Genomic DNA, 23,935 nt, shown 5'->3' with positions numbered 1-23,935 from the left:
AAACATTCGATCCGGCCCCTTGCGTCTGTCGGTCCCAGGATTAAGTAAACTGCGCAGTATTGCCAGGGCATGTTTGTCTTTCATATTGGTCTTTGTTGAGAGCTAAAATTCTCTCAATCAAGGGGCGAGTAACGCCGTTTAGCCATCTAAACAAGTTGGGAGCAACGCCGAATGAGGGAACTTTAGCCTCAACCCTTAGGGCTGGGGTCATTTTTCCGCCCAACGGCGTCATCAGTCACTTATTTAGGCCCACTAAACCGCGCTCCTTCTTCCTTGCTGGGCCAAAAAATGGCCTCCAGCAAAGTGTCAATATGAAAGACAAACACGCCCTAGTGCACAGTTTATGTTACCCGTCCTGCCGCGATTAGCTATCAGAACGTCGCGCGAACGGTCAACGCATAACGACGGTCCGTGGTGAAGGTAAAGGCATCGGTCAGGGTGCCTGCCTGGTTTTGCTGGTATTGGGTTTCTGTATCCGCACCCAGCACATTACTGATTTGCAGGCCCACTTTAACGTTCTCATTAATGTTGTAGAACAAACTGGCATCCATCATTCCCTGCGCCTTTGAATAGGCCGGCACAAATTCTTCCGATTCACGCAAGGTCAACAAATACTCAGAACGCCAGGTGTAGGCCAGGCGGAAGGAGATATCGTCCTTCTCATACATGCCGACAATATTGAGGTTCTGGTCAGAGTAACCTTGCAACGGCAAGCCAGTAAACTGGCGGAAGGTATTACGATTATCGCTGATCGGCACGCCTGCACCATTGAACTGAATGGGCTGTATGGGGTTGGTATTGGGGTCTTCCAGGCCATCCTGGTCGATATAGGTATAGTTAAACTGCAGACCCAAACCGCTCCATATTCCCGGTAGCATGTCGTAAAACTGGGAGTAGGAAAGCTCTGCCCCCCGAATGGTGCCCGAGCCCGTGTTATCCGGGCCATAAGCCGACACTGGATAGCTGGTTCCGTTGATATCCACTTCTGTGGAAAACTGCCGGTTGCGGATAATGTTCGACAGCTTTTTATGGAACAAGCCAAAGGTCAGCGAGCCCGCCGGCGCAAAGTACCACTCTGCTGACAAATCCAGATTGACGGACTCTTCCGGTTCCAGGAACGCGTTCCGGGCATTGGCACTGATTTCAATATTCTGCAGATCGACAGTGGGGTTGGTTTCTTCATCCTTGGCTTCGTTGGGGTTTTGATACACCTCTTCGTAGTCCAGGCTGATGACCATTTTGTTGGCCGCATCCACAAGACTTGGATAGTACAGCCCCTTGGACGCGCCAAATCGGATAATCACATCATCGGTAAGACCAAAACTCAGGTTTAAGCTCGGCAGCACCGTTGAATAATCCGTACCCTCTATTGTGCTGGCGAAGGACTCGCCGGACGCCAGGGCAAAGATACTGGGGTATTTGTTCAGCATGGTTTGATACAAGGAGCCGGTCTCGTCGGTACCACGCCGTGAAGTGGCAGGCAGGTTAATACCGCCGGTCGACTGCAACTGATAATTTACATAGCGCAGGCCGAAGTTACCTTTGACCAGAATATCTGACATCTCAACGTCAAAGTCGGCGCGAATATAGAATTCAGTGCGATCAGTTTTGCTTGAACTGATATGGCGTGGGGCAAAATGACTGAAAGCACGATCCTCCAGGTCTTCATAGGGAAGAGCGCAAGCGCCGCTTCCATCCATGGCATTGCCCAGGGCGCTCCAGGTTCCACATCCCTCACGCAAAGTCTGGACGTAATTTTCTGCCAGATCCATACGTGGAAACAGGAAGCTGTTGTAAGGCCCCATCAGCGTATCGCCGTTGTAATGGTCGGCGAAGCTGATGCGGTTATACAGTTCCGGAACCACCTGCGGCGAGGCATTATAGGACGCCTGCGCATTCCAGGGTGTACCCAGAGCCTGCCAGCCCTCGTAGTCGGTATTACGCACTGTCAGTTCTTTTTCAGAGTAGTAAACTCCCGTCATGACTGAGGTAAAAGCCCCGTCCAGTAAGTACTTAAAGTCGAGCTGGTAAGTGTCAGCGGTGGCCTCGTTGTGCTCTTCCTGTTGCATGCCACTGGCGATACGCAGAATCGGATTGGTATTCGCCTCCACGTCCGGGGGCGTTGAGGTGTTGGGGTTTAAATACTCAAGCGTCGGGGTGGACCCTCGCAAATCCAGGAAGAACGGGGCATGCTCGGCGGTTTGATTACCGTTGATTCGCGACGTAAGCGAGTTGTTGTGAACAATCTGCTCAGAGTCCACGTGCTGATAATCTGCCATTACCGTTAAACGGTCTGTGGCTTTAAATTTCAGATTGAATGAGGTGTCTTTGACCGTGCTCTCATTTAAGTTATAGCGGGAGCGGAACTGCAATGGCAGCTCCGGCTCATTTGAGCGGCCGACACCCGAGGTCAGATAGCCGTTTTCATCCACGGTCAGAGGACGGCCCTCTTCTTCTTCATCAAACCACTGAATAGCATTAGGCGCATAGGGCAGAAACCCGCGATCACCAGAGGCAATCACATATTCCCGCCATTCCAGAGAGGCCTTGGAGCTGATATGTTCCAGGGTGGCGGTAATTCTCTCATCCGTGCTCTGCCACTGTAACGATGCTGTGAGGCCCTGACGTTTACGGTCATTTTCTGCGGAAGACATGGTGTAGCTCGCCGGGGCATACCAGGTTACACCATCGGGTTGCCCCTCAAGGGCCTGGCCATCAAATTCCGGCACATAGGCGGCCTGGTCTTCATCTGTATACTGAACCGTATCTTCAAGATCGGGACCGCAGGCCCGCCAGTCTGAGGCACCGGGAATACAAGGGTTGGAATACATCCCTGCAACCACGCCCGGCGTCGGCGTACCCCACTCATCATAGGAGAAGGTATCCACCGGGCCACGGCTGTGGTAGTTGCCCAAGCCGAAGCCATCACCGCGGGTTCTGTACTCAGAATCTGATGCGGCTACCAGCACGCCGAACTTGCCCGAATCGGTATCCCAGTTGTCAGAGAAAAGGGCACTGAATGAGGGGGTGGTTTCTTCGCGGTAATCGCCGTAGTTTGCCTGTGCGCTCACCGATATCAGGCGGTTATCAGAATCAAAAGGCTTGCGGGTAATCAGGTTGACGGTGCCGGCGATACCACCGGAGATCAGATCAGCGGTCTGGTTTTTCACCACCTCCACCGCACCTAACAACTCGGCGGGAAAATCCTCATAGCTGAGCCCGCCATAAGGGTTGGCGCTGAAGCTGTCACGACCGTTTATTTCGCTGCGCACCCGATCCAAACCGCGCACCAGCACGCTGGTGCCTTCATCCGCATAATGTTTGGGATCATCCGAGGCGGCGAAACGCTCGATGGTGACACCGGGTACACGCTGAAGGGCTTCAGTGACTGATCTGTCCGGCAGCGCGCCGATGTCTGACGCCGTAATCACGTCTTTAACCGTATCGGCGAACTGTTTCAGGTCCTGCGCAGTCTGGATACTTTGACGAATACCCCTGATCTCAATGACTTCCGTCGCCTCGTCGAGGCTCTGCACCTCATTGTCCTGCGACTGGGCAAAAACTGCAGCAGACAGTGAACAGGTGATCGCAGCAGATATTGCTGTTGCCAGACGTTTTTTCTGAAATTTATTAGACATGTCTAACCCTCAGTGTGTTTTGTATTCCTGGCTATTGTCATAGCCTTATCTCAGCTCTTTCTTGAAACCCCGCTTCACCCTTCCTATAGGCACTTTGCATGACAACGCTGTCATTTCAAAAAAGTACCCTATTGGAGGCAACCACAGCTATATTGCCAACTGCTTCGCTGCAAGAGTGCATGCAGCGGTGAATTGAGTCACCGCATCTACTCCGTTAAAGGCTTGCACCAGGCCACTCATCTTGGGCAAGCACCTCTTTGTCACGGCGGAAAGTTACAAAGTAACATTATGATTTACACTATATGTTATTTTTTAACATCGCAATGATTATTAAATCAACAACTTTCTGCAAGGGACGAGGATTTTTTACAGGATCAGCCAATTTGCTGAAGGCCGGCAGAGGGATTTAGCCGCTGTGAGGGCCTGGAATCACATTTTCAGAAAGGCTCTGGGTGAGTGGGCTTTGGGCAGTGCCGGGGCGGATAATAGGGGACGTCAGCAAAAAGTCAGCAATATTTCATCGGTATTTCAGGTGATTTATCCGCCCGGGATCTAGCTTGTTCGCTCCATCACTCAAAGTTACGACAAGCATGAATATAAAACGCCTTTTTGTACTCACAGCCATACTGCTGCTTTGCACTCTCACCTTAAGACCAGGTTACGGCCAGGAAGAGTTTCCTGTGCTTGAGGGCTCTTATATGGGGCAAAAACCACCCGGCATGGTGGCCGAACCCTTTGCGCCTGGCATCATTTCTAAAGAAGGCTGGGAATTGGAAGGGGTATTCGCCCCAGGCATGCAGGAGTTTTACTTCACCACCAGAGGCGGTGAGCGCAGCCGTTCAACGGTTATTGGTTTTCGTCAGCAAAACAATGTTTGGAGAAAGTTTACTGAGTTCCCCCGTACCGGCGAACTGTCATTCTCCCCTGATGGCAAGCGCATGCATATGGCAAAAGGCTACAAGGACCGCCAGGGCGATGGTTGGTCGGAACGTAAGGGACTGGGGCCCATGTTCGAGCGGGAAGACTGGGGCATTATGCGCTTGTCAGCCTCTGCAAAGGGGACCTATGTGTTTGACGATTATAAGAGCAAGGATGTGATTCGTATTTCCACCTTAATAGAAGGTAAACGTCAGGTGCCTGAGCTAATGGGAGTTGAAATTAACAGTGGGACATACACGGCTCACCCATTTATCGCCCCGGATGAAAGCTACCTGATATGGGACAGCAAGAGGGAAGACGGCTATGGTGATTCTGATCTTTATATTAGTTTCAGGCAGCAGGATGGCTCATGGGGACCGGCAATTAACATGGGCGACCGGGTCAATTCCTCCAGATGGGATGCCTATGCCAGCGTCACACCCGATGGCAAATATATACTGTTTAACCGTGGCATAGATGAAGATAACGAGAACGTCGACATCTACTGGGTGAGCACAAAGATTCTCGAGACACTCAGAACAAGCTCAGGCAACTGACACCATACAGGAATACCGCCAGGCCTTGTCACTGCAACCCTTTGATGGCAATGTGTCACTGCGAGAAGGCGAGCGCCTGGCGACAAGCCTGCGCGGCATAACCTGGAATACGACATGCACATTGCCCAGATTGGCGAAGCCGTATTAAAACAGCAGGCCCATGATGTGCCCGCTGAAGCGTTTGGCACCACCGAACTTAAAGGCTTTACCGAGGGCCTGCTGCAAACCATGCTGGATGCTAACGGTGTCGGCATTGCCGCCCCACAGGTATTTGACGGGCGTGCCATGATGTATGTCGCCTCAAGGCCCAGTCCGCGCTACCCCGACGCCCCGCAGATGGAACCGCTGCTGTTAATCAATCCGCGCATCATTAGTCAGTCAGATAAGTGGGTATGGGCGTGGGAAGGCTGCCTGTCAGTGCCGGCCCTACGTGGTTTTATCCAGCGTCCCGACCAGGTGGATGTCAGTTACCAGGACATCGACGGCAAGCATTGCCAAATCCACTTTGAAGGCTTTTTAGCGCGTATTTTCCTGCATGAGCACGATCATCTGATTGGCAAAACCTGGCTTGACCATGTAACCAGTACTGAGCAAATCATGGCTGAGTCGGTCTGGTTGCAGCAGGTCGCCGGGGTGAGCGGGACGGCCCATTAAGGGGAAAAAAGCCGGCATAACAGGCTAAGGGAGCGGAGCCTGACTCTAATGGCCAAGCCCATCGCGAAGTGCGATTGACTGACAATCAGGACGAACAGCTGTAATGGGAAATACCACCGGCTCGGAAATATTCTGCTGGTCGCAAGCGATAATATTTACTTTCCACCTCAGCGGATTGTTCATCGTAGGGTCTGGTTAATACCTGCTGTAGCTCTTCAATCAGGGCATAGTTGCCCTTCTCCGCTTGCCGGTATGCAGGAACAATAAGCCACTCCCGCCAGCTATATTTTGGGTTGACTCGTTTCATCTTTATTGAGGTTCCTTGCCTATCCCCCTGTTTTTCAATCTGCTCGCGCCAGGCTTTCAGCCATTTGTTCCATTGGGTGCTTAACTCCTCTGTTGGAGGCATATAGAAGCTTTTACTGACGCCGGATAGGTCGGCTGGGATCCCCGACAATTCGCGAAAGAAAATAGTGTAATCAACAGAGGTTTGTACCATTAGCTGCAATAAAGATATAACAAGCTCTGAGTCAAATACTTCCAACCCCAGCTTGGATGCCCACATTCTTTCCATCTTTTGCTGCATGAGAGTGGAAAACCCACTGCGGATGCTATCCAGTTCCTGCCTTTTACCGGGCTCCTGTGCCAGCAGTGGTGCCAGGGACCGGCAAAACATCTCAAAGTTCTTTTCTGCTGCGGTGGGCTGATTAAGAAAGGAAAAGTGGCGGCCTCCCCCTGTCCAGGGTTGATACATAGGCTCAAACCGCTCGCAAAACCCGAAGGGCCCATAGTCCAGGGTAAAGCCGCCCCCTGCGCAGTTATCGCTGTTGAAGTTGCCCTGGCAGTAACCCACCCGAATCCAGTCGGCAACCAGAGAGATCAGACGATCACGAAAGGCCAACGCCAGTTGGATTAGTTGGTCTGCCGTTGACAGGCTCTTATCCACTTCGCCGCTGTACTCGCGCTGAATTAAATGCAGCGCGATCGCTTCTAGCTCTTGCAATGCACTGGGATGAGCCTTGCTGCGGGCCCTGCGGCCAAACAGCTCAAGCTGCCCTATCCGCAAAAAAGACGGCGCAACCCGTGTTGAGATAGCTACCGGGTTTGCGCCCATAATGTCTGGATCGAAGGAATCAGAGCCTTGCCGATACCAGGGGCGGTCTACCGTCTCTGACTGAGAAACAAACAGGCAAAGTGAGCGTGAGGTAGGCACTCCCAGCCCATGCATATGCTCCTGCGCCAGAAATTCTCTGACGCTTGAGCGCAAAACCGTCCGGCCATCGGCACCGCGGCAGTAGGGCGTGCGACCTGCCCCTTTGAGCTGCATCTCCCAGCGTTTGCCGTTGATTACCGCCTCAAGCACCGAGATGGCACGGCCATCGCCATAGCCATTGCCGGTCTGAAACGGGCATTGCTGGGTATATTCGGTACCGTAAATGGACAGCGCATATCCTGTCGCCCAACCCACTTTGCGCATGGGAGCCGGCACCTGTGACAGGTCACCTGAAAACAAGCGCTTGAACGCTTCTGTATGGGCCAGGCTATCGTCAAACCCCAGTTCCCGGAAAAACGTACTGCTGTGCGCCACATACTCGGGATGTTTGATGGGCGTGGGTTTGACTGGCACATAGTGCCCGGAGAAAACCTGTCTTGGCTGATGCTCCATCCCGGAGGCTTCGGCTTGCGGATCCGGGGCCAGGGTATCCATCAATGAATAGTCAACCAACCCTGCAAGATCGCCAAGTGTCTGCACAGTGCCAGGTGTCTTATCCGACTGCCTATTGCTCATGAAGTATCACACCTCTTTTTTGACAATTTTTGCAAAACCTCTTTGCAATGCCTATGACATTGCCTGGCAGCCAAATGCTCAGCACAAACTCAAAGCTGCTTTTCGCTTTAACAGCGAATCGATCTCCGGTTAAGAGAGTGACGTCCATAACAAGTGCAGGGACAGCAGGGTGAGCAACCATTTAAAGGCGGTTCTGAACGCCTTCTCTGGTAGCTTACCCAAGCACAGCAATCCCAGCCGGGTTCCGGCAAATACCCCTAACAGCATTAACCCCACCAGGGGGAGCCATTGCCAAAAGCTGAATCCTGCGGCAACAAAGACCAGGACTTTGAGAAAATGCTGAAGCGTCATACAGGAAGCGAAGTTAGCGGTGTACTGCCAACGAGACACGCCCTCCCTTCCCAGCCAGGCTGCTAATAAGGGTCCTGTTGCCCCTACCAGCATCGTAGCAGCGGTGGTGACCAGTCCGCCGGCCGCTAATCCCATCTTATTCTTGCCAAGCCCCAGCGCCGGCATTGTCCCCCAGCACAGCCAAAGTATAAAAACAGCAATAAGCGGCTTGATAAAGTTCATGTCGAACCAGCCAATCAAGGGAACGGAAAACAAGGCGGCGATAACAGCGCCCAGAGCAAACCAGCCAAACACCGCACAGCTGAAATATTGGCGCGTCATGATTGCCCGGCTGGCATTCGATCCCATTTGCACCAGACCATGCAGAGGAATGAGTGCCATCGCCGGCAAGTAGCCTGCCATGACGGCCAGAAGAAAGGCCCCACCCCCGACCCCAAAGGCAGCGGTGAATACCGCCCCCATAAAGCTGGCTAGTGTCAGTATCAGGACATCTATCAAAGGGAGGGGAAAAAGCGCCATCCACCGTCCTGGACAAGGTAATGTCCTCTCATTATGCTGTTGCTGCCTGCCATTGCTGACACGCGGTTTGCATCGCTTGGTAACGAGGTTGTGATTGCAACAGCCGATATTGAGGCATGATAGAGATCGCTAAATAACTGGCAGGTCCAAATATATTGGCGAGCTTTTCCAAATAGGTCAAAGCACTGCCGGTATCATCACAGAATAAGAACGCCGTGCTGATGCTGTGGTAATGGTACAAGGTGGCAAACTGATCGCGCTTTGCATGGGCATGATAGTCTTCTACCGCGGCTTTTACCTCTTCCAGATTGCCCATTAATCCTGGCAGTGTGACTGGATAATAGGCTGCTTCAGGTAGCCAGCCACCGGGGTAGGGGTCATCCATTGCGGCAAGCCGCTGCTGAATTTGCGGCAGTATTGCCGCGAGTTCGTTTTGTTTACCGAGCACTTTGTACGCCGTGGCCTGATACAGGCTGAAAGTTTCCGGAAACATGGGCGTGCTTCGGTATTTTTCTGGCCAGGTGGTAAAGGATGACTCAATAAGTTGTGGTTCAGCGGTATTCAGCGCATGAAAAGCGCGGCGGTAATAATAAATAAAGTCTTCCCGATCTACTTCTGCACTGGCTGCCTCGTAGGCCTGCTGCGCCTGACCAATTAAATGGAACACATCGGCCGCGGCGATGGCGGTGAAGTTAGATTTTGGCGCTAAGGTTCGAACCCGGTCTGCCATTTCCCTGGCTTGCCTGATGTGACCGATAGCCCCTAATGTGCTGGACAGCTCCATCGGCAGATCGACCAGCATGGGATCCAAACGCATAGCTTTTTTCAACGCTGATATGGACTCGGTGAAGCGGCCTGTGCGACGAATCACGTAACTCTTGCACGCCCAGGCCTCGGCGTTTTGCGGGGCGATATCCAGGATTCGGTTGAGTACCCGCTCCGCCTGCTCTAAATTCAACTCGCCCCAGTAATAGCAGTAGGCCTGCGCTAACAGTGTTTCGATTGAATCTGGGGCAAGCATAACCGCACGCTCAACCGATAATTTCGCCATGTTCAGCCAACGGGTATCCCAACCGAAAAACCAATATAGCGTTAAAAATGCGCGAGCCTTATTGGCATGGGGTTCTGCAAACTGGGGGTCCACAGCAATAGCCTGGTCAAACTCCTTGATTGCCAGATGAAAATCCTCTTCTCCCGAAGCTTCCGAGCGCATTTTTTGTTTGCCCCGCAAAAAGGCATCATAGGCCGCCAGATCATTGGTGGGAGCGTCGCCGCTCAGCAACATCTCATCTTCCGGGGTCAGCGCTGCCTGCATGGCATCGGCAATTTCCCGGGTGATATCGCTTTGAATATCGAAGATGTTTTCTGGTGTGAGTTTCCGATCGTAGATTTCCGCCCAAATGTGCGTGTCGGTCTTGCCATCGATTAACTGAACGTTGATTCGAACACGCTGTCCTGCACGTTGTACTGAGCCTTCCAGAATTGCCGTTGCACCGAGTTCTGAGGCGATTGCAGGAATGCTTTTGCTACTGTCTCGATAGCCCATTACCGATGTGCGTGAAATGACCTGAACGGCCGTTAACTTGGAAATCTGGGTGAGCAGCTCTTCATGCACACCGTCAGCAAAAAATGCATCCTCTGGCAGGGGACTGCGATTGGCAAACGGCAATACAGCGACGACCTTCGCATTTGACGATGACGATGGATAGCGATCCGTCGAACGTCGATTTTTAGGCACGGCGGCACACTGTGCTGATGCGTTAAGCAAATCGTGCATCTCTGTGGGTGATAGTTTGGCACTGATGGCGCGAGTGATATCCACAAAGGCAGGATCGTCTGATTTTCCCTGCCACTTCGACAAGTCAACACAATGAAACTGCCGAAAGCCGATAGGTGGCATCGAACCATCAGTGGAAATCGCAATTAAGGTTCCGGCATCGGCCGCCACCGACGCTTCATCTCTCACCCATCGACTTTTTGAGCCTGACTGAGACCATCCCACAATCACGGCCTTGGCCCGTATTAACTCCCGTTCGATATCATCTGCGAAGTTATCCCCACCCAGTAGCTCGCGATCCCACCATACAGAAAAGCCGTGGTCTTCCAGTGTTTGAGAAAGGCGTTTAATGATCGGTTGATCAATGCGAGAGTAGGAAATGAAAACGTCCGCCAACAGCATTCTCCCGGTGCTGTGGCACCTGTGTTATCCGCTGTGCAAAGGTTAGCACAAAAAAGCATCACCATCGGCGCATGCAACATAACCACACGGGTAAATAAAAGGGGCACCCAAAAGTTGGAAAAATCTCATTGAAGGGTTGGTACCAATCTCGAGGGAAGGTCAGGAGTAGAGTCAACGAAAAAGCGCAATCGACATGCGTCACTTCACACCAATTTCACATGATGCCCAATACCCTCATCCGATGTTTTCCTATTGAGTAATACTGTAGTGCAAATCCACCACTTAAAATTTCTCTTTATCTCTGTTTTTGCCGTCTTCCATTTGGCTGGCTGTAATATCGCTAACTCGTTGCGAATGATGCAGATTAACTCTGATGTTGAGCCGGTTTTCACCGGTGACAATCGCCTTGCGCTGGATGCCCAGTACCAGGGAGAAAAGCCCTATATTCATGCCACCGTCAATGGAGAGAAGCTGTTGTTTCTGGTAGACACAGGTGCGCGATTCCTGATTCTGATGGATACACCCAAAGTCAAGCAGTTGGGACTCAAGCGTGGCTTTGACCTGTCTATGGGGGGCTGGGGCGAAGAGGGCAAGAGTGCCGCTTACCAGACCGATATTAAACGTATTGATCTGGGCGGGGTGTACTTTGACAATATGAAAGCCGCATTAATTCCGGTGTCTGAAAGCTACTATTATCTCCGCGAGGATGAAGCTGTTTTTGATGGCGTGATAGGCCATGACATGATGCGTCACTTCATCTGGGAATTTGATGCCAGCGCCAATGAAATCATCCTCTCCACAGAAAAATACCAGCCGCAGGACCATGCTCAATATTTAGAACTCAGTGCCTTTATGAACAAAATCAGGGTAAACGGCGATTTGGCTTTCAACGAGGAGCATGTAGTGGAGGGAGAGTTTATTGTTGATACAGGCAGCCGCCATTATGTGAAGCTGAGTGCGCTCTACGTGCAAGAGAATGAGATAGAGATTGCTTCACCCAGAGTGCGAGCAGCAGACTTTGGTTTAAGCGGCAAAGTAGAACATGATCGGGTATCTCTCCCCTGGCTATCCTTTGGGGACCTGAAAATTGACAATGTAAAGGTGAACTTAATACCAGGTGATGATGAAGATGACTGGTGGGTAATAGGTAACGCATTGATGAACCAGTTTAAAACGGTAATTGATTACCCAAACGATGCGTTTTATCTGGTTCCTCAACAGCCCTTTGTGACCGACTATAACTTACTGGGGTTGGAGCTTCGCAAAATCCGCAGCGGCGACTTCGTCGTGCGCTATGTGTTCCCCGACCTGCCCGCCAGCCGCACCAACATCAAAGAAGGTGACATTGTGACCCATCTGAATCAACAGCCGACCTCCGAAATCTCATTAAGCCAGTACAATGATATTGCCTCACAAGTCGGCGAACATCAGGTTTGTCTCGCCTCCCATAACCAATGCTTTGTGCTTAATGCTGTTGATATTAAGGGCTACTCCATACACTGACATGGATTAAGGGGTCAGAGATCTTGATAATATTTTATAATTCAATGAATTAGAGGGATATGGTGCCTGGGGTCGGACTCGAACCGACACAGTGTTACCACCGGCGGATTTTGAATCCGCTGCGTCTACCAATTTCGCCACCCAGGCATGAGGGGGGTCTTGTAACAGATTGTCTTGCTTTGAGCTTGTATTCAGGGGATTGGGTGCCCTCGCTCAGAGAGGCAGGCATTATAGCCACTGCAATTTACCGTGCAAGTGTTTTGTCGGAGAGCCAGGGAGATTCGTTTAAAAAACAATCTCTTCAGAGGGTTTCACTCGCTTGCTGGTTGCATTCTGATGCAGGGTGCATTGCCTTGCTAGGGGCCTCTGCCGCCTCTGAGTGCTGGTTGATGCTCCTCAGAAAGTTAGTAAATAACAATTGCCTATTAAAATATGGTTATTTATTAACATAGCGTCTTTATGGTATACGTCTGTCACGTGTTTTTTCAATGGGTTGGACCTGTCTATGTTGTCTTTAACACGCTCTGCCAACGCCCGGCAACTGTGCAATATCGGAACTATGTTCGCTATGCTGTGTGCGTTGTGCGCAATGAGTACGACCAGTCTGGCTCAAAGCCGTGATCTGGTTGCCGAGGGGACCTTTACCCAGGGGGTGGAAGGACCGGTGGCGGACAAGGCCGGTAACCTGTATGCGGTGAACTTTGCCGAGCAAGGAACGATTGGCCGGGTGGACGCCCAGGGCAACGCCGAACTGTTTGTGCGCCTGCCAGAAGGCTCAGTGGGTAACGGGCTGCGCTTTAACAGCCGGGGCCAGTTACTGGTGGCTGACTACACCGGGCACAATATTCTGCTGATAGAGATGGATACCCGGACGGTCTCCGTACTGGCTCATCAGCTGCAGATGCACCAGCCCAATGATATCGCCATCAGCGCCAATGATATTGTCTACGCCAGCGATCCTGACTGGGCCAATAACAGTGGTCAGTTGTGGATGTTCAGCCCGTCTGGTGAAGTGACTCTGATAGAGAGCGGCATGGGTACAACCAATGGCATAGAAGTAAGCACTGACGAACAGTATCTGTACGTGAACGAGAGTGTGCAGCGCCGCATCTGGCGCTACCGCCTGGATAAGACAGGAGTGCCGTCAGGTAAACAGCTTTTCTATCAGTTTGACGATTTCGGCCTGGACGGCATGCGTTGCGACAGCCAGGGTAATCTGTATGTGGCCCGCTATGGCGCAGGACAGATAGCGGTCATTTCACCTCAGGGAGAGTGGGTGAAGACGCTGACCCTGAAGGGGCAGCATCCCACTAACCTGGCCTTTGGCGGCGAGCAGGGCCGCACCCTTTATGTCACCATGCAGCAGCGCGGCGCTATAGAGGCGTTGGAGGCTGAGTATCCAGGCCGGGCCTTTGTTCTAAGCCAATAGGCTGATAGACTCCTGCCACCTCCCATTAGACCCGCTCACCGATGGCTGAACAGACTGAGACTTTTCCCCGCGCCGGCTTTTTCCGCCGTCTGGCCGCCATGATTTACGACGCCCTGGTGGCGGTGGCTGTGTTTATGGTGGCCGGCATCCTGGTTACTGTGGTGCTGATCCTGCTGCTGGAAAATGCCGTGCTGGACAAGCAGGGCTATCAGCACAGTATGGAAGTGATCGGACAGTCACACCTTTACCGCGGCATTATCTTTGCCTGGTCCGTGGCATGGGTGCTGGGTTTTTTCCTGTGGTTCTGGCGTAACGGCGGCCAGACCATCGGCATGCGCGCCTGGCGCCTGCGTTTGTTCAGCACCGATGACAGGCCGCTGGGCTATGGTCGTGCGCTGCTACGCCTGGTCTGCTCACTGGGCGGTCTGGGTAGCCTGCTGGTTTTGCTGGACTTCAAGCACAAACAATCCCTGCAGGACAGGCTGGCCGGCACCGAAATGCTGGTACTGAGCAAAGATGCCAATCATCACAAAGCCTGGCAGGATCTGCAGGGCTGATTGACCCACTCTTCGCACCCGGACTTGATCCGGGTCAATATTTGACCACCCTACCCAATTTAGTCTATCCCTAACCTTCCACGTCCGCCAGAAACGTCCAGGCTGACCCGAATCCAGGAGATGGATATGCGTGTTTTAATGATGCTGATACTGACCGCCTTGCTGGCAAGCTGTGAACAGGGAGCGGATTCCCCCCGGGGCTTCAGTCTGCCTGCAGGCGATGTGGCTAAGGGTGAAGAGGTGTTTCTGACTTATCAGTGCCTGGCCTGCCACAGTCTTAAAGGTTTCGAAGAGCAGGAACTCGAGCTGGACATTGCCAAACGGGTGCGGCTGGGTGGAGATGTCACCCGCATCAAGACCTATGCGGAGCTGGTAACGGCAGTGATTAACCCCTCTCACAAGATTGCCACCAGTTTACCGGCCGAACAGCTCACCGACAGCTCAGGCCAATCCCTGATGCGCAATTATAATGAAGTGATGACGGTGGCCGAGTTGACGGATCTGGTGGCTTTTTTGCAACCCCAATATCAGCTTAAGCCCTTTAACCGGACCAACTATCCGACCTACTTCCCCTGATGCCTTCCCGGCCGGGCTACTTACGCAGCAGATGGGCAGCCAGGCCGGCAAACAGCAGACTGGGCAGCAGGGCCCCAACAAATGCGGGCATCTGATAGACCAGGCTTAAGGGGCCGAACACTTCGTTGGCGATAAAAAAGCCAAAGCCGGTCAGTACGCCCATAATCACCCGGGCGCCCATCGTCACGCTGCGCAGCGGCCCGAAGATAAAGGACAGGGCGACCAGCAGCATCACCCCCACCGTCACCGGCTGGATAACCTTGCGCCACAGGGCCAGCTCGTAGCGACTGGCATCCTGACTGTTGTTTTCCAGATAGGTCACATAATCGTTCAGGCCCCTGACTGACAGGGCCTCAGGCTTGACGGTGACCACGCCCAGCTTGTCCGGGGTCAGGCTGGACACCCATTTGGACTGCTTGTCGGTACGGCTAGCAATGCGATCCTCACTGATGTCCATGGTACGCACCCGGTTCAGCCGCCAGCTCTGGCCGAGGAAGTTGGCCTGTTCGGCGTTGACGATCTGTACCAGGTTTAGGTTCTCATCGAATTTATACAGGCTGATATTGAGTAGTTGGTCCTTACTCACCACTTCACCGATACTGACAAAATCCCGGCCATCTTTGGCCCATACCAGTCGCTCGGACGAAAACAGGCTGCCGCCGGAGATGGCCTGAGTGCGGATCTCCTTGGCATGGGTCTCACTGACCGGCGCCACCCATTCTCCCAGCGCCATCACAAACACCACCATCAGCAAGGCAGATTTCATCGCCGAGGCAATGATATTCCAGCGGCTCATACCGGCTGCCTGCATCACCACCAACTCACTGTTGCTGGCCAGCATCCCCATGCCAATCAGGCCGCCAATCAGTGTCGCCATGGGAAAAAACTGTTCGATTTCACGGGGCACACTGAGCAGCACGTAAATACCCGCCACCATCATGTCGTAGTTTCCGCGATCCAGATACTTGAGCTGCTCGACAAACTTGATCAGGGAAGACAGCCCCACCAGCACCAGCAGGGTGATAAAGGTGGTGCCAATCAGGGTGCGGGCCAGATACAAGTCCAGAGTCCTGATCATGTCCTTGCCCCCCGCTGACCATTACCTTTTAGCCTGGCTCTTACCCTTACTCCCAGGGGTCTGCCCCTGGCCAGCAGCAGCACGCCGATCAGCAGGATGACGCCGTGGACCCACCACAGGCCCAGTTCGGGAGGCACCTTGCCGTTTTCCAGCACTTTACGGCCGGCCATCAGCAGCAGGTAATAGCCCAGATACAACAGCAGGGCAGGAAAAATCTTACCGAAACGACCCTGGCGCGGATCCACTGCCGACAGAGGCACCGCGATCAACACCAGAAAAGGTAACGAAAGCGGAATGGCCAGCCGCCATTGCAGCTCAGCGGTGGCGTCCAGACTGTCCTCGCTCAGCAATTGCGCCGTGGTATAGGCGGCCATTTTGCGTGCCCGGTGTTCCGGGGTGCGCTCGGCTATCTGAATCTGGTATTCATCAAATTCCACCTTGCGGAAACTGAGCTGGCCCTTCTCCCCTTCATACTGGACCCCCCGGTTCAGGGCCAATTGCTCGGAGCCGTCATTTTCCTGGCGTACACTGCCACTGTCGGCGTAAATAATCCGAAAGGCCGATTTATCCGCCCCTTCCTCCTGCTGGGCGAGAAACACCCGCTCCAGTTGGTTCTCGCCGCTGCCGATATCATGGACGAAAATCACCGCTTTTTGGTTGGCGCTCTGCTGGAAGCGGCCGGGGATCAGGCTGGTCAGCCCGGACTCCGCACTGAGCTGCTCTTCGAGCCGGTATTCCACTTCCATGGACAGGGGGGCAAGCCACAGGGTCAGGGCGCCGGACACCAGGGCGATCACGGCCGCCAGCACCAGCATGACCCGGGTCACGTACCATTCGCTGACGCCGCAGGCACGCATCACCGCCATCTCGTGATCCACATAAAAACGGCCATGGGCCAGCATGATGCCGAGAAACAGGGATAAGGGCAGGATCAGGGAAGCCAACACCGGCATGTTCAGCGCCAGAAAGCCCAGCACCAGTCCGGCGGGAATGTCGCCGTCAGTGGCTTCGGCCAGTACCCGGACGAATTTCTGGATGACAAAAATGGCCATCAGCACCAGAAAAACCGCAATCTGCGACTTAAGGGTTTCTCTGAGCAAGTAACGGAAAATCAGCACATGGATCCCAATGGAAAAGTGGCATTTTTAGTGGAATGCTATAAATTTTTAAGTAAACTTAACGTTTTCACAAGTTTAATTTGCGATTGCGGCCTTTTTTAACGGCTTGTGGTGCAGGACATTTCAAGAATTCTGATCTGTTCCCGTTTGCCGGATCCAAGTCATCATTTGTCGGGCCAAAACGCAGTAAAAAGGCTAACGCACCCGATGCGTCAACACCAGTCAAAATGGGGTGAAGAATGGAATTTAGCGTAAAAAGTGGCAGTCCGGAAAAGCAGCGCAGTGCCTGTATTGTGGTGGGCGTGTTTGAGCCTCGCCGTCTGACCGCCGTTGCCGAGCAATTGGATGAAATCAGCGGGGGCTACATCAGCAACCTGCTGCGCCGCGGGGACCTGGAAGGCAAGGCCGGTCAAATGCTGCTGCTGCATCATGTACCCAATATCCTCAGCGAGCGGGTATTGCTGGTGGGTTGTGGCAAAGAACGGGAGCTGGACGAGCGCCAGTACAAGCAGATTATCGCCCGCACCATCAGCACCCTGAATGAAACCGGCTCCATGGAAGCCGTGTGCTTTCTCACCGAGTTGCATGTCAAGGGACGCGACACCTACTGGAAGGTCCGCCAGGCAGTGGAAACCACCCAGGACAGCCTGTACACCTTCACCCAGCTAAAGACCAAGAAAGAAGAGCCCCGCCGTCCGCTACGCAAGATAGTGTTCAATGTGCCTACCCGCCGTGAACTGCCGGTGGGCGAGCGTGCCATCTGCCATGGCCTGGCGGTGGCCACCGGCGTCAAGCTGAGCAAGGACGTGGCCAATATGCCGCCGAATATCTGTAATCCCCAGTATCTGCTGGATCAGGCCAAGGAACTGGAGCAGAAATATGCCAGCCTCAGCGTGGAAGCCATCGGTGAAAAACAGATGGAAGAACTGGGTATGCAGTCCTATCTGGCCGTGGGCCGCGGTTCGGCCAACGAGTCCATTATGACCATCATCCGCCACCAGGGTGGGCAGCCCAACCAGGCGCCTGTGGTGCTGGTGGGCAAGGGCCTGACCTTCGACTCGGGCGGTATCTCCATCAAGCCGTCCGAAGCCATGGATGAAATGAAATATGACATGTGCGGCGCTGCCTCGGTGCTGGGCACCATGGCGTCCATTGCCGAACTGAATCTGCCCATGAACATTATCGGCATTCTGGCCGGCTGCGAAAACATGCCCGATGCCAGCGCCTATCGTCCCGGCGACATCCTTACTACCATGTCAGGACAGACGGTGGAAGTGCTCAACACCGATGCCGAAGGCCGCCTGGTGCTGTGCGACGCCCTCACCTACGTGGAGCGTTTCAATCCCGATACGGTACTGGATGTGGCGACGCTGACCGGCGCCTGTGTAATTGCCCTGGGCAAACATGCCACCGGCGTAATGAGTACCCATAACCCCCTGGCCCATGAACTGCTCAACGCCTCTGAGCAGAGCAGCGATCGTGCCTGGCGTTTGCCGTTATGGGACGAGTATCAGGAGCAGATCGAAAGCCCCTTTGCCGATATGGCCAATATCGGCGGTCGGCCGGCGGGCACTATTACCGCTGCCTGTTTCCTGTCCCGCTTTACCAAGAAATACAACTGGGCACATCTGGACATTGCCGGCACCGGCTGGACCAGCGGCGGCAAGGGCAAAGGCTCCACCGGCCGTCCGGTACCCATGCTCACCCAGTTTCTGATGAACCGCGCCGGTGTGGAGATGGAGGACTGATGCTGTCAAGGGCACGGGCCAGCCATGGCTGAGGTGGTTTTTTACCTGCTGGAGCAGGACAGCATCGACGACCAGCCAGCGCCCTTTGCGCTGGCTTGTCAATTGGCGGCCAGGTCATTTCGTGACAAACAGGCCTGCCTGGTGCTCTGTAAAGATCAGGCCCAGGCCGAAGCCTTCGACGAACTGCTCTGGCAACGTCCCGCCGAGGCTTTTATTCCGCACAACCTCACCGGCGAGGGGCCGCCCAAGGGCACCCCGGTGGAAGTGAGCTGGATCGGGGCCAGCCCGGGCCCGGGAAAGCCGGTACTTATTAATCTGGCCGATGAACTGCCCCAAAATCATCAGCGTTTCCGGAAGATATTCGATTTTGTTCCCGCTGCAGAACAACCAAAACAGCAGGCCAGGGAAAGATATAAACAATACCGCGGCGCGGGCCACCAGTTGGATACCCGCCCCGCCACCAGTCTGAATGAGAAGAGCGATGGATAAGACTTTTGATCCGCAGAATATCGAACAGGCCCGCTACCAGGCCTGGGAAGAACAGCATTGTTTCCGGCCCTCCGGTAAAGGCGAATCCTATTGCATCCTGCTGCCGCCGCCCAATGTGACCGGCAGCCTGCATATGGGCCATGCCTTCCAGCACACCATTATGGATGCATTAACCCGCTATCATCGCATGAAGGGCGACAACACCCTGTGGCAGTGCGGCACCGACCATGCGGGCATCGCCACCCAGATGGTGGTGGAGCGCCAGCTCAATGCCCAGGGCAAGACCCGCCACGATCTGGGCCGCGAAAAGTTTGTTGAGAAGATCTGGGAATGGAAGGAGCATTCCGGCGGCACCATCACCTCGCAGATGCGCCGCATGGGTACGTCCTGCGACTGGGACCGCGAAGCCTTTACCATGGATGAGGACCTGTCCAATGCGGTACAGGAAGTCTTCGTGCAACTGCATGAAGAAGGCCTGATTTATCGGGGCAAGCGCCTGGTCAACTGGGATCCGGTGCTGCACACGGCAGTGTCGGATCTGGAAGTGCTGAACGAGGAAGAGGCCGGCCATATGTGGCATATGCGCTATCCTCTTGCCGACGGCAGCGGCGAGCTGGTGGTGGCCACCACCCGGCCCGAGACCATGTTGGGCGATACCGCCGTGGCCGTGCACCCGGATGATGAACGCTACCAGGCCCTGATCGGCAAAGAGATCAAGCTGCCGTTGACCGGCCGTCTGATCAAAATCATCGCCGATGACTATGTGGATCCGGAATTCGGCACAGGCTGCGTGAAGATCACCCCGGCCCATGACTTTAACGACTATGAAATCGGCAAACGCCATAGTCTTGAGATGATCAACATCTTCACCGCCGATGCCAAGATCAATGACAATGCCCCCGCAGCCTACCAGGGCATGGACAGATTCGTTGCCCGGCAAAAAGTGGTGCAGGACCTGGACAGCCAGGGCCTGCTGGTGAAAGTCGAAGACCACAAGCTCAAAGTTCCACGTGGCGATCGGACCGGGGCGGTCATTGAACCCTACCTGACCAACCAGTGGTATGTGGCCGTAGAATCCCTGGCCAAGCCCGCCATCGAAGCGGTGGAGTCCGGCGAGATCAAGTTTGTGCCGGAAAACTGGAACAAGACCTACTACCAGTGGATGTACAACATCCAGGACTGGTGTATCTCCCGGCAGCTCTGGTGGGGCCATCGCATTCCAGCCTGGTATGACGACAATGAGAACGTCTACGTGGGTCGTGATGAAGCCGAAGTGCGTGCCAAACACAGCCTGAGCGAGGATGTGAAACTGCGCCAGGACGAAGACGTACTGGATACCTGGTTCTCCTCAGCCCTGTGGCCCTTCGCCACCCTGGGCTGGCCACAGAAGACCCCGGAACTGGATACCTTCCTGCCCACCTCTGTGCTGGTCACCGGCTTTGACATCATCTTCTTCTGGGTGGCCCGGATGATCATGATGACCAAGAAGTTTACCGGCAAGATCCCCTTTAAGGAGATCTATATCACCGGCCTTATCCGTGACGAGCAGGGCAACAAGATGTCCAAGTCCAAGGGTAACGTGCTCGACCCCATCGATTTGATCGACGGTATCGATCTGGAAACCCTGGTGGAGAAACGTACCGCCGGCATGATGCAGCCGCAACTGGCCGAGAAGATCGCCAAGCGCACCAAAGAACAGTTTCCGGATGGCATAGCTGCCTACGGCACCGATGCCCTTCGCTTTACCTTTGCCGCCATGGCCTCCACCAGCCGCGATATCAACTTCGATATGGGCCGGGTGGAAGGTTACCGCAACTTCTGCAACAAGTTGTGGAATGCCTCACGCTTTGTGCTGATGAATACCGAAGAGCAAGACACCGGCAAAGACGGCGGCGAGCTGGAGCTGAGCCTGGCGGATAAGTGGATCTGGGCACGCTTTCAGCAGACCCTGGAAACCTTTGAATCGGCCATTAAGGACTACCGTTTCGATCTGGCCGCCCAGGCAGTGTATGAATTCACCTGGAACCAGTTCTGCGACTGGTACCTAGAGCTGTCCAAGCCGGTACTCAGTGCAGAAGCCAGCACGGATGCCCAGAAGCGTGGCACCCGTCATACCCTGGTCAACGTGCTGGAGAGCCTGCTGCGTCTGATGCATCCCTTTATGCCCTTTATCACCGAGGAAATCTGGCAGCGGGTGGCCCCTCTGAGTCAGGGAGGCGTGGGCGGCGCCCATCTTATGACCCAGTCCTTCCCTGTGCAGGACGACAGTCTAGTCGATGAGCAGGTGCTGGCAGATATCGAATGGGTCAAACAGGTGATAGTCGGGGTGCGTAATATCCGTGGTGAGATGGATATCAGCCCCAGCAAGCCTTTGTCGGTGCTACTGCGCAATGCCGGAGACGAAGACAAGCGCCGGCTGGCCGACACCGAACTGCTGCTGTCCAGACTGGCACGCCTTGAGGAAATCACAGTCCTTGCCGCCGGTGACAAAGGCCCGGCCTCGGCAAGCGCCATTGTCGGCGAGATGGAAGTGCTGATCCCCATGGCCGGCCTTATCGACAAAGACGCGGAACTGGCCCGTATCAGCAAGGCGCTGGAGAAGCTGCAGGGCGATATGGCCCGTACCCAGGGCAAGCTCAGCAACGAGAGCTTTGTCAGCAAAGCCCCGGAGGCGGTCATCGACAAGGAAAAAGCCAAACTGGCCGAATTCCAGACCCAGGTGGACAAGCTGATGGAGCAGAAACAGACTATCGAAAGCCTGTAGCCGGAAGCTGTTCAGAATAAAAAGGGCAACTTAGGTTGCCCTTTTTGCTATATGGCCAGCAGACTCAGAAGTCCCGAATCGACGCCGCTCCACTGCTAAAGTCAAACTGATTGATGCGTCCGCATTGGGCAAAATGGTTATTGGAAGCATAGGGGGTGCCGGCCTGACTGATATCCGACTCCCAGCCCTGGCCGTTTTTCACATAGGCCTTAAGCTCGAACCAGCCGTTGACCGCCTTGCTGCAATCCATCTGCACGTCGAGCATCCAGTAGTGCGGGCCCCAGATATTCAGCGGCTCTTCGCCATAACCATCCACCGCCACCGTGCGCGCTGTCCCCCAGCTAGTCGGCCAGCTGTTGCTGGTCCAGTCCATGGCCGTGCCCTCGGCTGCGCTGCTTTGCCCCGCTTCAACACCATACCAATCCAGGTAGTTGTCGCTGGCTTTCCACGGCGCTGTGGTGACGTTACGCAGGTTGTTATGACGGATAGGCATGGCGCAGTCGAAGTTGGAGGTCTGGCAGTTGCGGCCCAGGTTGGCATTGGCGTAGGCATGGTCGATACCGCCTCGGACAAACATATCCTGGCCGGACTGGGTCTGCGCCTGGATAAAGATCACTGTACGTTGCCAGTCGCCCTGCCCCCCTGTCGTCAGCCTGGCCTGGTGGTGAATGGCCATGGCGTCCCAAGGGGCCAGAGTCAGGCTGACGCTGCCGTCACTCTGCACCTGTATGGTCTCGGAGCTGCATGACTGCCCCTCTGCCGACAGGCGGCCCTTAAGTACATTGCAGTAAGTGCCGGGAGCCATGTCTGTCTGCAGGCTCACCTGCATACTGTAACTTTCCTTGTTGATGGCCATGTGGCCTTGGCTGCCGCGGCCAAAGGCAATCTGATTATTGCCATTGTCCCACCAGCGGGTCACGGTCCAGTTGCCCGTGGTGTGATTGCGAAAATCCACCGCACCGGCGATATAGGACCAACGATGCTCACACTGCCAGTCACTGCCAAAGCATTCCAATGAGCCGTTGTTGTGCACCGCTACCGAAGGACCGCCGGCATCCGTATCGCCATGATAGTCATAACTCGACATGACCTTGGGGTAGCCGTAGGGGTAGGCCAGCATAAATACATTGGCCAGATCATAGAGACGGCCGTCTTCATGGGTGATCACTGAACCTCCCCCTCCATGACCGCGCTGATTGTCGTGATTGTCCACAAACACCACCGCCGAGGAGCTGGGCATAAAGCCCCAGGCTTCACCGAAATTGCTCAGCCAGGCCAGTTTGCCGCTGCGGAAAGTTTCGCCCAGTTTGGTGCTGTACTTAAACTCGGTAACCAGACCGTTCTGGGTATACTCCGGCGCGGTGACCGCCTCGCCGCCCCGGTCTATGACCTCCTGGAAAATCAGCGGCGAGCCGCTGACCTTGGACAGCACCGCCTGGATATCACTGGTAGACATATGTTTTGAGGCGTCCAGTCTGAAGCCTGCCACACCGAGACTGCCCAGATCATTGAGATAGGCCGCCAGGGTATCCTGTACATACTCAGATCCGGTATTCAGGTCCGGCAGCCCCACCAACTCGCAGTTTTGCACCCGCCAGCGATCACTTCCGTAATCCTCAGGATTAATGGTGCAGGACGTATGAAAATCCTGGGGTCCATAGACAGGATATTGCCGGTTACCGTAAGCACTGCCTGCCACCCCGGTGCCGCTGCCGGCGGCCATGTGGTTGATCACCGCATCCACATAGATGGCCACACCGGCTGCCTCACAGCGCTGCACCATGTCGGAAAACTCCGCCCGGCTCCCGCCGCGGCTTTGCAACTGATAACTGACCGGCTGATAACGGGTCCACCACTGGCTGCCCTGAATATGTTCGTTTGGGGGCGATACCTGAACCGCAGCGTAGCCGTTGGGACCGAGGAAGTCCTCACATTCTTTTGCCACATCCTGCCAGTTCCATTCAAACAGATGCACAAAGGTGGTGGGTGCAGCCTGAGCCTGCCAGCTCAAGGCCAGTCCCATTGCTGCCAATACAGTGGTTATTTTCATCGAATAGCGCCCCATCAT

Annotated in this window: 16 protein-coding genes and 1 tRNA gene; 9 read left to right on the top strand and 8 right to left on the bottom strand. The window is 54.4% G+C overall.

The window, feature by feature from the left end:
* Nucleotides 1-371 precede the first annotated feature (371 nt).
* Complete coding sequence (locus J0A66_RS01560) at nucleotides 372-3,638, bottom strand: TonB-dependent receptor (protein ID WP_206572002.1); 3,267 nt, start codon at nucleotides 3,636-3,638, stop codon at nucleotides 372-374.
* A 590-nt stretch (nucleotides 3,639-4,228) separates the two neighbouring features.
* Here J0A66_RS01560 and J0A66_RS01555 point away from each other — a divergent pair.
* Complete coding sequence (locus J0A66_RS01555; RefSeq protein ID WP_206572001.1) at nucleotides 4,229-5,113, top strand: TolB-like translocation protein; 885 nt, start codon at nucleotides 4,229-4,231, stop codon at nucleotides 5,111-5,113.
* A gap of 114 nt (nucleotides 5,114-5,227) precedes the next feature.
* On the top strand, nucleotides 5,228-5,767 hold the full coding sequence (gene def, locus J0A66_RS01550) for a peptide deformylase (RefSeq protein WP_206572000.1): 540 nt from the start codon (nucleotides 5,228-5,230) through the stop codon (nucleotides 5,765-5,767).
* Nucleotides 5,768-5,852: 85 nt separating this feature from the next.
* On the opposite strand, the gene J0A66_RS01545 is transcribed toward def, so the two are convergent.
* From J0A66_RS01545 to J0A66_RS01535, 3 genes are all read right to left on the bottom strand, one after another.
* Nucleotides 5,853-7,556 (bottom strand): protein adenylyltransferase SelO, encoded by a 1,704-nt coding sequence (locus J0A66_RS01545; protein ID WP_206571999.1) that lies wholly within the window; start codon nucleotides 7,554-7,556, stop codon nucleotides 5,853-5,855.
* Nucleotides 7,557-7,685: 129 nt separating this feature from the next.
* A complete protein-coding gene (locus J0A66_RS01540; RefSeq protein ID WP_206571998.1) occupies nucleotides 7,686-8,426 on the bottom strand; it encodes a TSUP family transporter in 741 nt (246 codons plus the stop codon).
* 31 nt (nucleotides 8,427-8,457) lie between these two features.
* On the bottom strand, nucleotides 8,458-10,599 hold the full coding sequence (locus J0A66_RS01535; protein ID WP_206571997.1) for a TIR domain-containing protein: 2,142 nt from the start codon (nucleotides 10,597-10,599) through the stop codon (nucleotides 8,458-8,460).
* Nucleotides 10,600-10,857: 258 nt separating this feature from the next.
* Between J0A66_RS01535 and J0A66_RS01530 the strand changes: the two genes are divergently transcribed.
* Nucleotides 10,858-12,108: an aspartyl protease family protein gene (locus tag J0A66_RS01530; protein ID WP_206571996.1), complete on the top strand. Its 1,251-nt coding sequence runs from the start codon at nucleotides 10,858-10,860 to the stop codon at nucleotides 12,106-12,108.
* A 60-nt stretch (nucleotides 12,109-12,168) separates the two neighbouring features.
* Here the strand turns inward: J0A66_RS01530 and J0A66_RS01525 are convergent.
* A tRNA-Leu gene (locus J0A66_RS01525) sits at nucleotides 12,169-12,255 on the bottom strand.
* 358 nt (nucleotides 12,256-12,613) lie between these two features.
* Here J0A66_RS01525 and J0A66_RS01520 point away from each other — a divergent pair.
* From J0A66_RS01520 to J0A66_RS01510, 3 genes are all read left to right on the top strand, one after another.
* Nucleotides 12,614-13,537 (top strand): SMP-30/gluconolactonase/LRE family protein, encoded by a 924-nt coding sequence (locus tag J0A66_RS01520; protein WP_241263944.1) that lies wholly within the window; start codon nucleotides 12,614-12,616, stop codon nucleotides 13,535-13,537.
* Nucleotides 13,538-13,578: 41 nt separating this feature from the next.
* The gene (locus J0A66_RS01515) at nucleotides 13,579-14,094 is read left to right on the top strand and encodes an RDD family protein (protein ID WP_206571995.1); all 516 of its coding nucleotides are present in this window, start codon (nucleotides 13,579-13,581) and stop codon (nucleotides 14,092-14,094) included.
* A 126-nt stretch (nucleotides 14,095-14,220) separates the two neighbouring features.
* On the top strand, nucleotides 14,221-14,670 hold the full coding sequence (locus J0A66_RS01510; protein ID WP_206571994.1) for a c-type cytochrome: 450 nt from the start codon (nucleotides 14,221-14,223) through the stop codon (nucleotides 14,668-14,670).
* A gap of 16 nt (nucleotides 14,671-14,686) precedes the next feature.
* Here J0A66_RS01510 and lptG read toward each other — a convergent pair whose 3' ends face one another.
* Together lptG and lptF are read right to left on the bottom strand one after the other, a co-directional pair.
* Nucleotides 14,687-15,748, bottom strand: a complete 1,062-nt coding sequence (gene lptG, locus J0A66_RS01505) for an LPS export ABC transporter permease LptG (protein WP_206571993.1) — start codon at nucleotides 15,746-15,748, stop codon at nucleotides 14,687-14,689.
* On the bottom strand, nucleotides 15,745-16,866 hold the full coding sequence (gene lptF, locus J0A66_RS01500; RefSeq protein ID WP_206571992.1) for an LPS export ABC transporter permease LptF: 1,122 nt from the start codon (nucleotides 16,864-16,866) through the stop codon (nucleotides 15,745-15,747). The genes lptG and lptF overlap by 4 nt, the downstream gene beginning before the upstream one ends.
* 239 nt (nucleotides 16,867-17,105) lie before the next feature.
* Between lptF and pepA the strand changes: the two genes are divergently transcribed.
* Genes pepA through J0A66_RS01485 form a run of 3 tightly spaced genes read left to right on the top strand, consistent with a single transcriptional unit; the run spans nucleotide 17,106 to nucleotide 21,867 of the window.
* The gene (pepA, locus tag J0A66_RS01495) at nucleotides 17,106-18,614 is read left to right on the top strand and encodes a leucyl aminopeptidase (protein ID WP_206571991.1); all 1,509 of its coding nucleotides are present in this window, start codon (nucleotides 17,106-17,108) and stop codon (nucleotides 18,612-18,614) included.
* 24 nt (nucleotides 18,615-18,638) lie between these two features.
* The gene (locus J0A66_RS01490; RefSeq protein WP_206571990.1) at nucleotides 18,639-19,103 is read left to right on the top strand and encodes a DNA polymerase III subunit chi; all 465 of its coding nucleotides are present in this window, start codon (nucleotides 18,639-18,641) and stop codon (nucleotides 19,101-19,103) included.
* Nucleotides 19,096-21,867, top strand: a complete 2,772-nt coding sequence (locus tag J0A66_RS01485) for a valine--tRNA ligase (RefSeq protein WP_206571989.1) — start codon at nucleotides 19,096-19,098, stop codon at nucleotides 21,865-21,867. The genes J0A66_RS01490 and J0A66_RS01485 overlap by 8 nt, the downstream gene beginning before the upstream one ends.
* A 64-nt stretch (nucleotides 21,868-21,931) precedes the next feature.
* Here the strand turns inward: J0A66_RS01485 and J0A66_RS01480 are convergent, their stop codons facing one another.
* Nucleotides 21,932-23,917 carry an alpha-amylase gene (locus tag J0A66_RS01480; RefSeq protein WP_206571988.1) on the bottom strand — a complete coding sequence of 662 codons (1,986 nt, stop codon included), beginning with the start codon at nucleotides 23,915-23,917 and terminating at the stop codon, nucleotides 21,932-21,934.
* Between the last annotated feature and the right edge of the window lie 18 nt (nucleotides 23,918-23,935).

This window comes from Bowmanella dokdonensis (assembly GCF_017254865.1).
GTDB classification, from domain to species: Bacteria; Pseudomonadota; Gammaproteobacteria; order Enterobacterales; family Alteromonadaceae; genus Bowmanella; species Bowmanella dokdonensis.
This window is presented reverse-complemented; position numbering and strand designations above follow the sequence as displayed.

Coding starts and splice junctions, on each gene's coding strand:
- J0A66_RS01485 (WP_206571989.1), top strand. CDS start 19,096: ATGGATAAGACTTTTGATCCGCAGAATATCGAACAGGCCCGCTACCAG.
- J0A66_RS01480 (WP_206571988.1), bottom strand. CDS start 23,917: ATGAAAATAACCACTGTATTGGCAGCAATGGGACTGGCCTTGAGCTGG.
- pepA (WP_206571991.1), top strand. CDS start 17,106: ATGGAATTTAGCGTAAAAAGTGGCAGTCCGGAAAAGCAGCGCAGTGCC.
- J0A66_RS01555 (WP_206572001.1), top strand. CDS start 4,229: ATGAATATAAAACGCCTTTTTGTACTCACAGCCATACTGCTGCTTTGC.
- J0A66_RS01560 (WP_206572002.1), bottom strand. CDS start 3,638: ATGTCTAATAAATTTCAGAAAAAACGTCTGGCAACAGCAATATCTGCT.
- J0A66_RS01520 (WP_241263944.1), top strand. CDS start 12,614: ATGTTGTCTTTAACACGCTCTGCCAACGCCCGGCAACTGTGCAATATC.
- J0A66_RS01515 (WP_206571995.1), top strand. CDS start 13,579: ATGGCTGAACAGACTGAGACTTTTCCCCGCGCCGGCTTTTTCCGCCGT.
- lptG (WP_206571993.1), bottom strand. CDS start 15,748: ATGATCAGGACTCTGGACTTGTATCTGGCCCGCACCCTGATTGGCACC.
- J0A66_RS01490 (WP_206571990.1), top strand. CDS start 18,639: ATGGCTGAGGTGGTTTTTTACCTGCTGGAGCAGGACAGCATCGACGAC.
- def (WP_206572000.1), top strand. CDS start 5,228: ATGCACATTGCCCAGATTGGCGAAGCCGTATTAAAACAGCAGGCCCAT.
- J0A66_RS01545 (WP_206571999.1), bottom strand. CDS start 7,556: ATGAGCAATAGGCAGTCGGATAAGACACCTGGCACTGTGCAGACACTT.
- J0A66_RS01510 (WP_206571994.1), top strand. CDS start 14,221: ATGCGTGTTTTAATGATGCTGATACTGACCGCCTTGCTGGCAAGCTGT.
- J0A66_RS01540 (WP_206571998.1), bottom strand. CDS start 8,426: ATGGCGCTTTTTCCCCTCCCTTTGATAGATGTCCTGATACTGACACTA.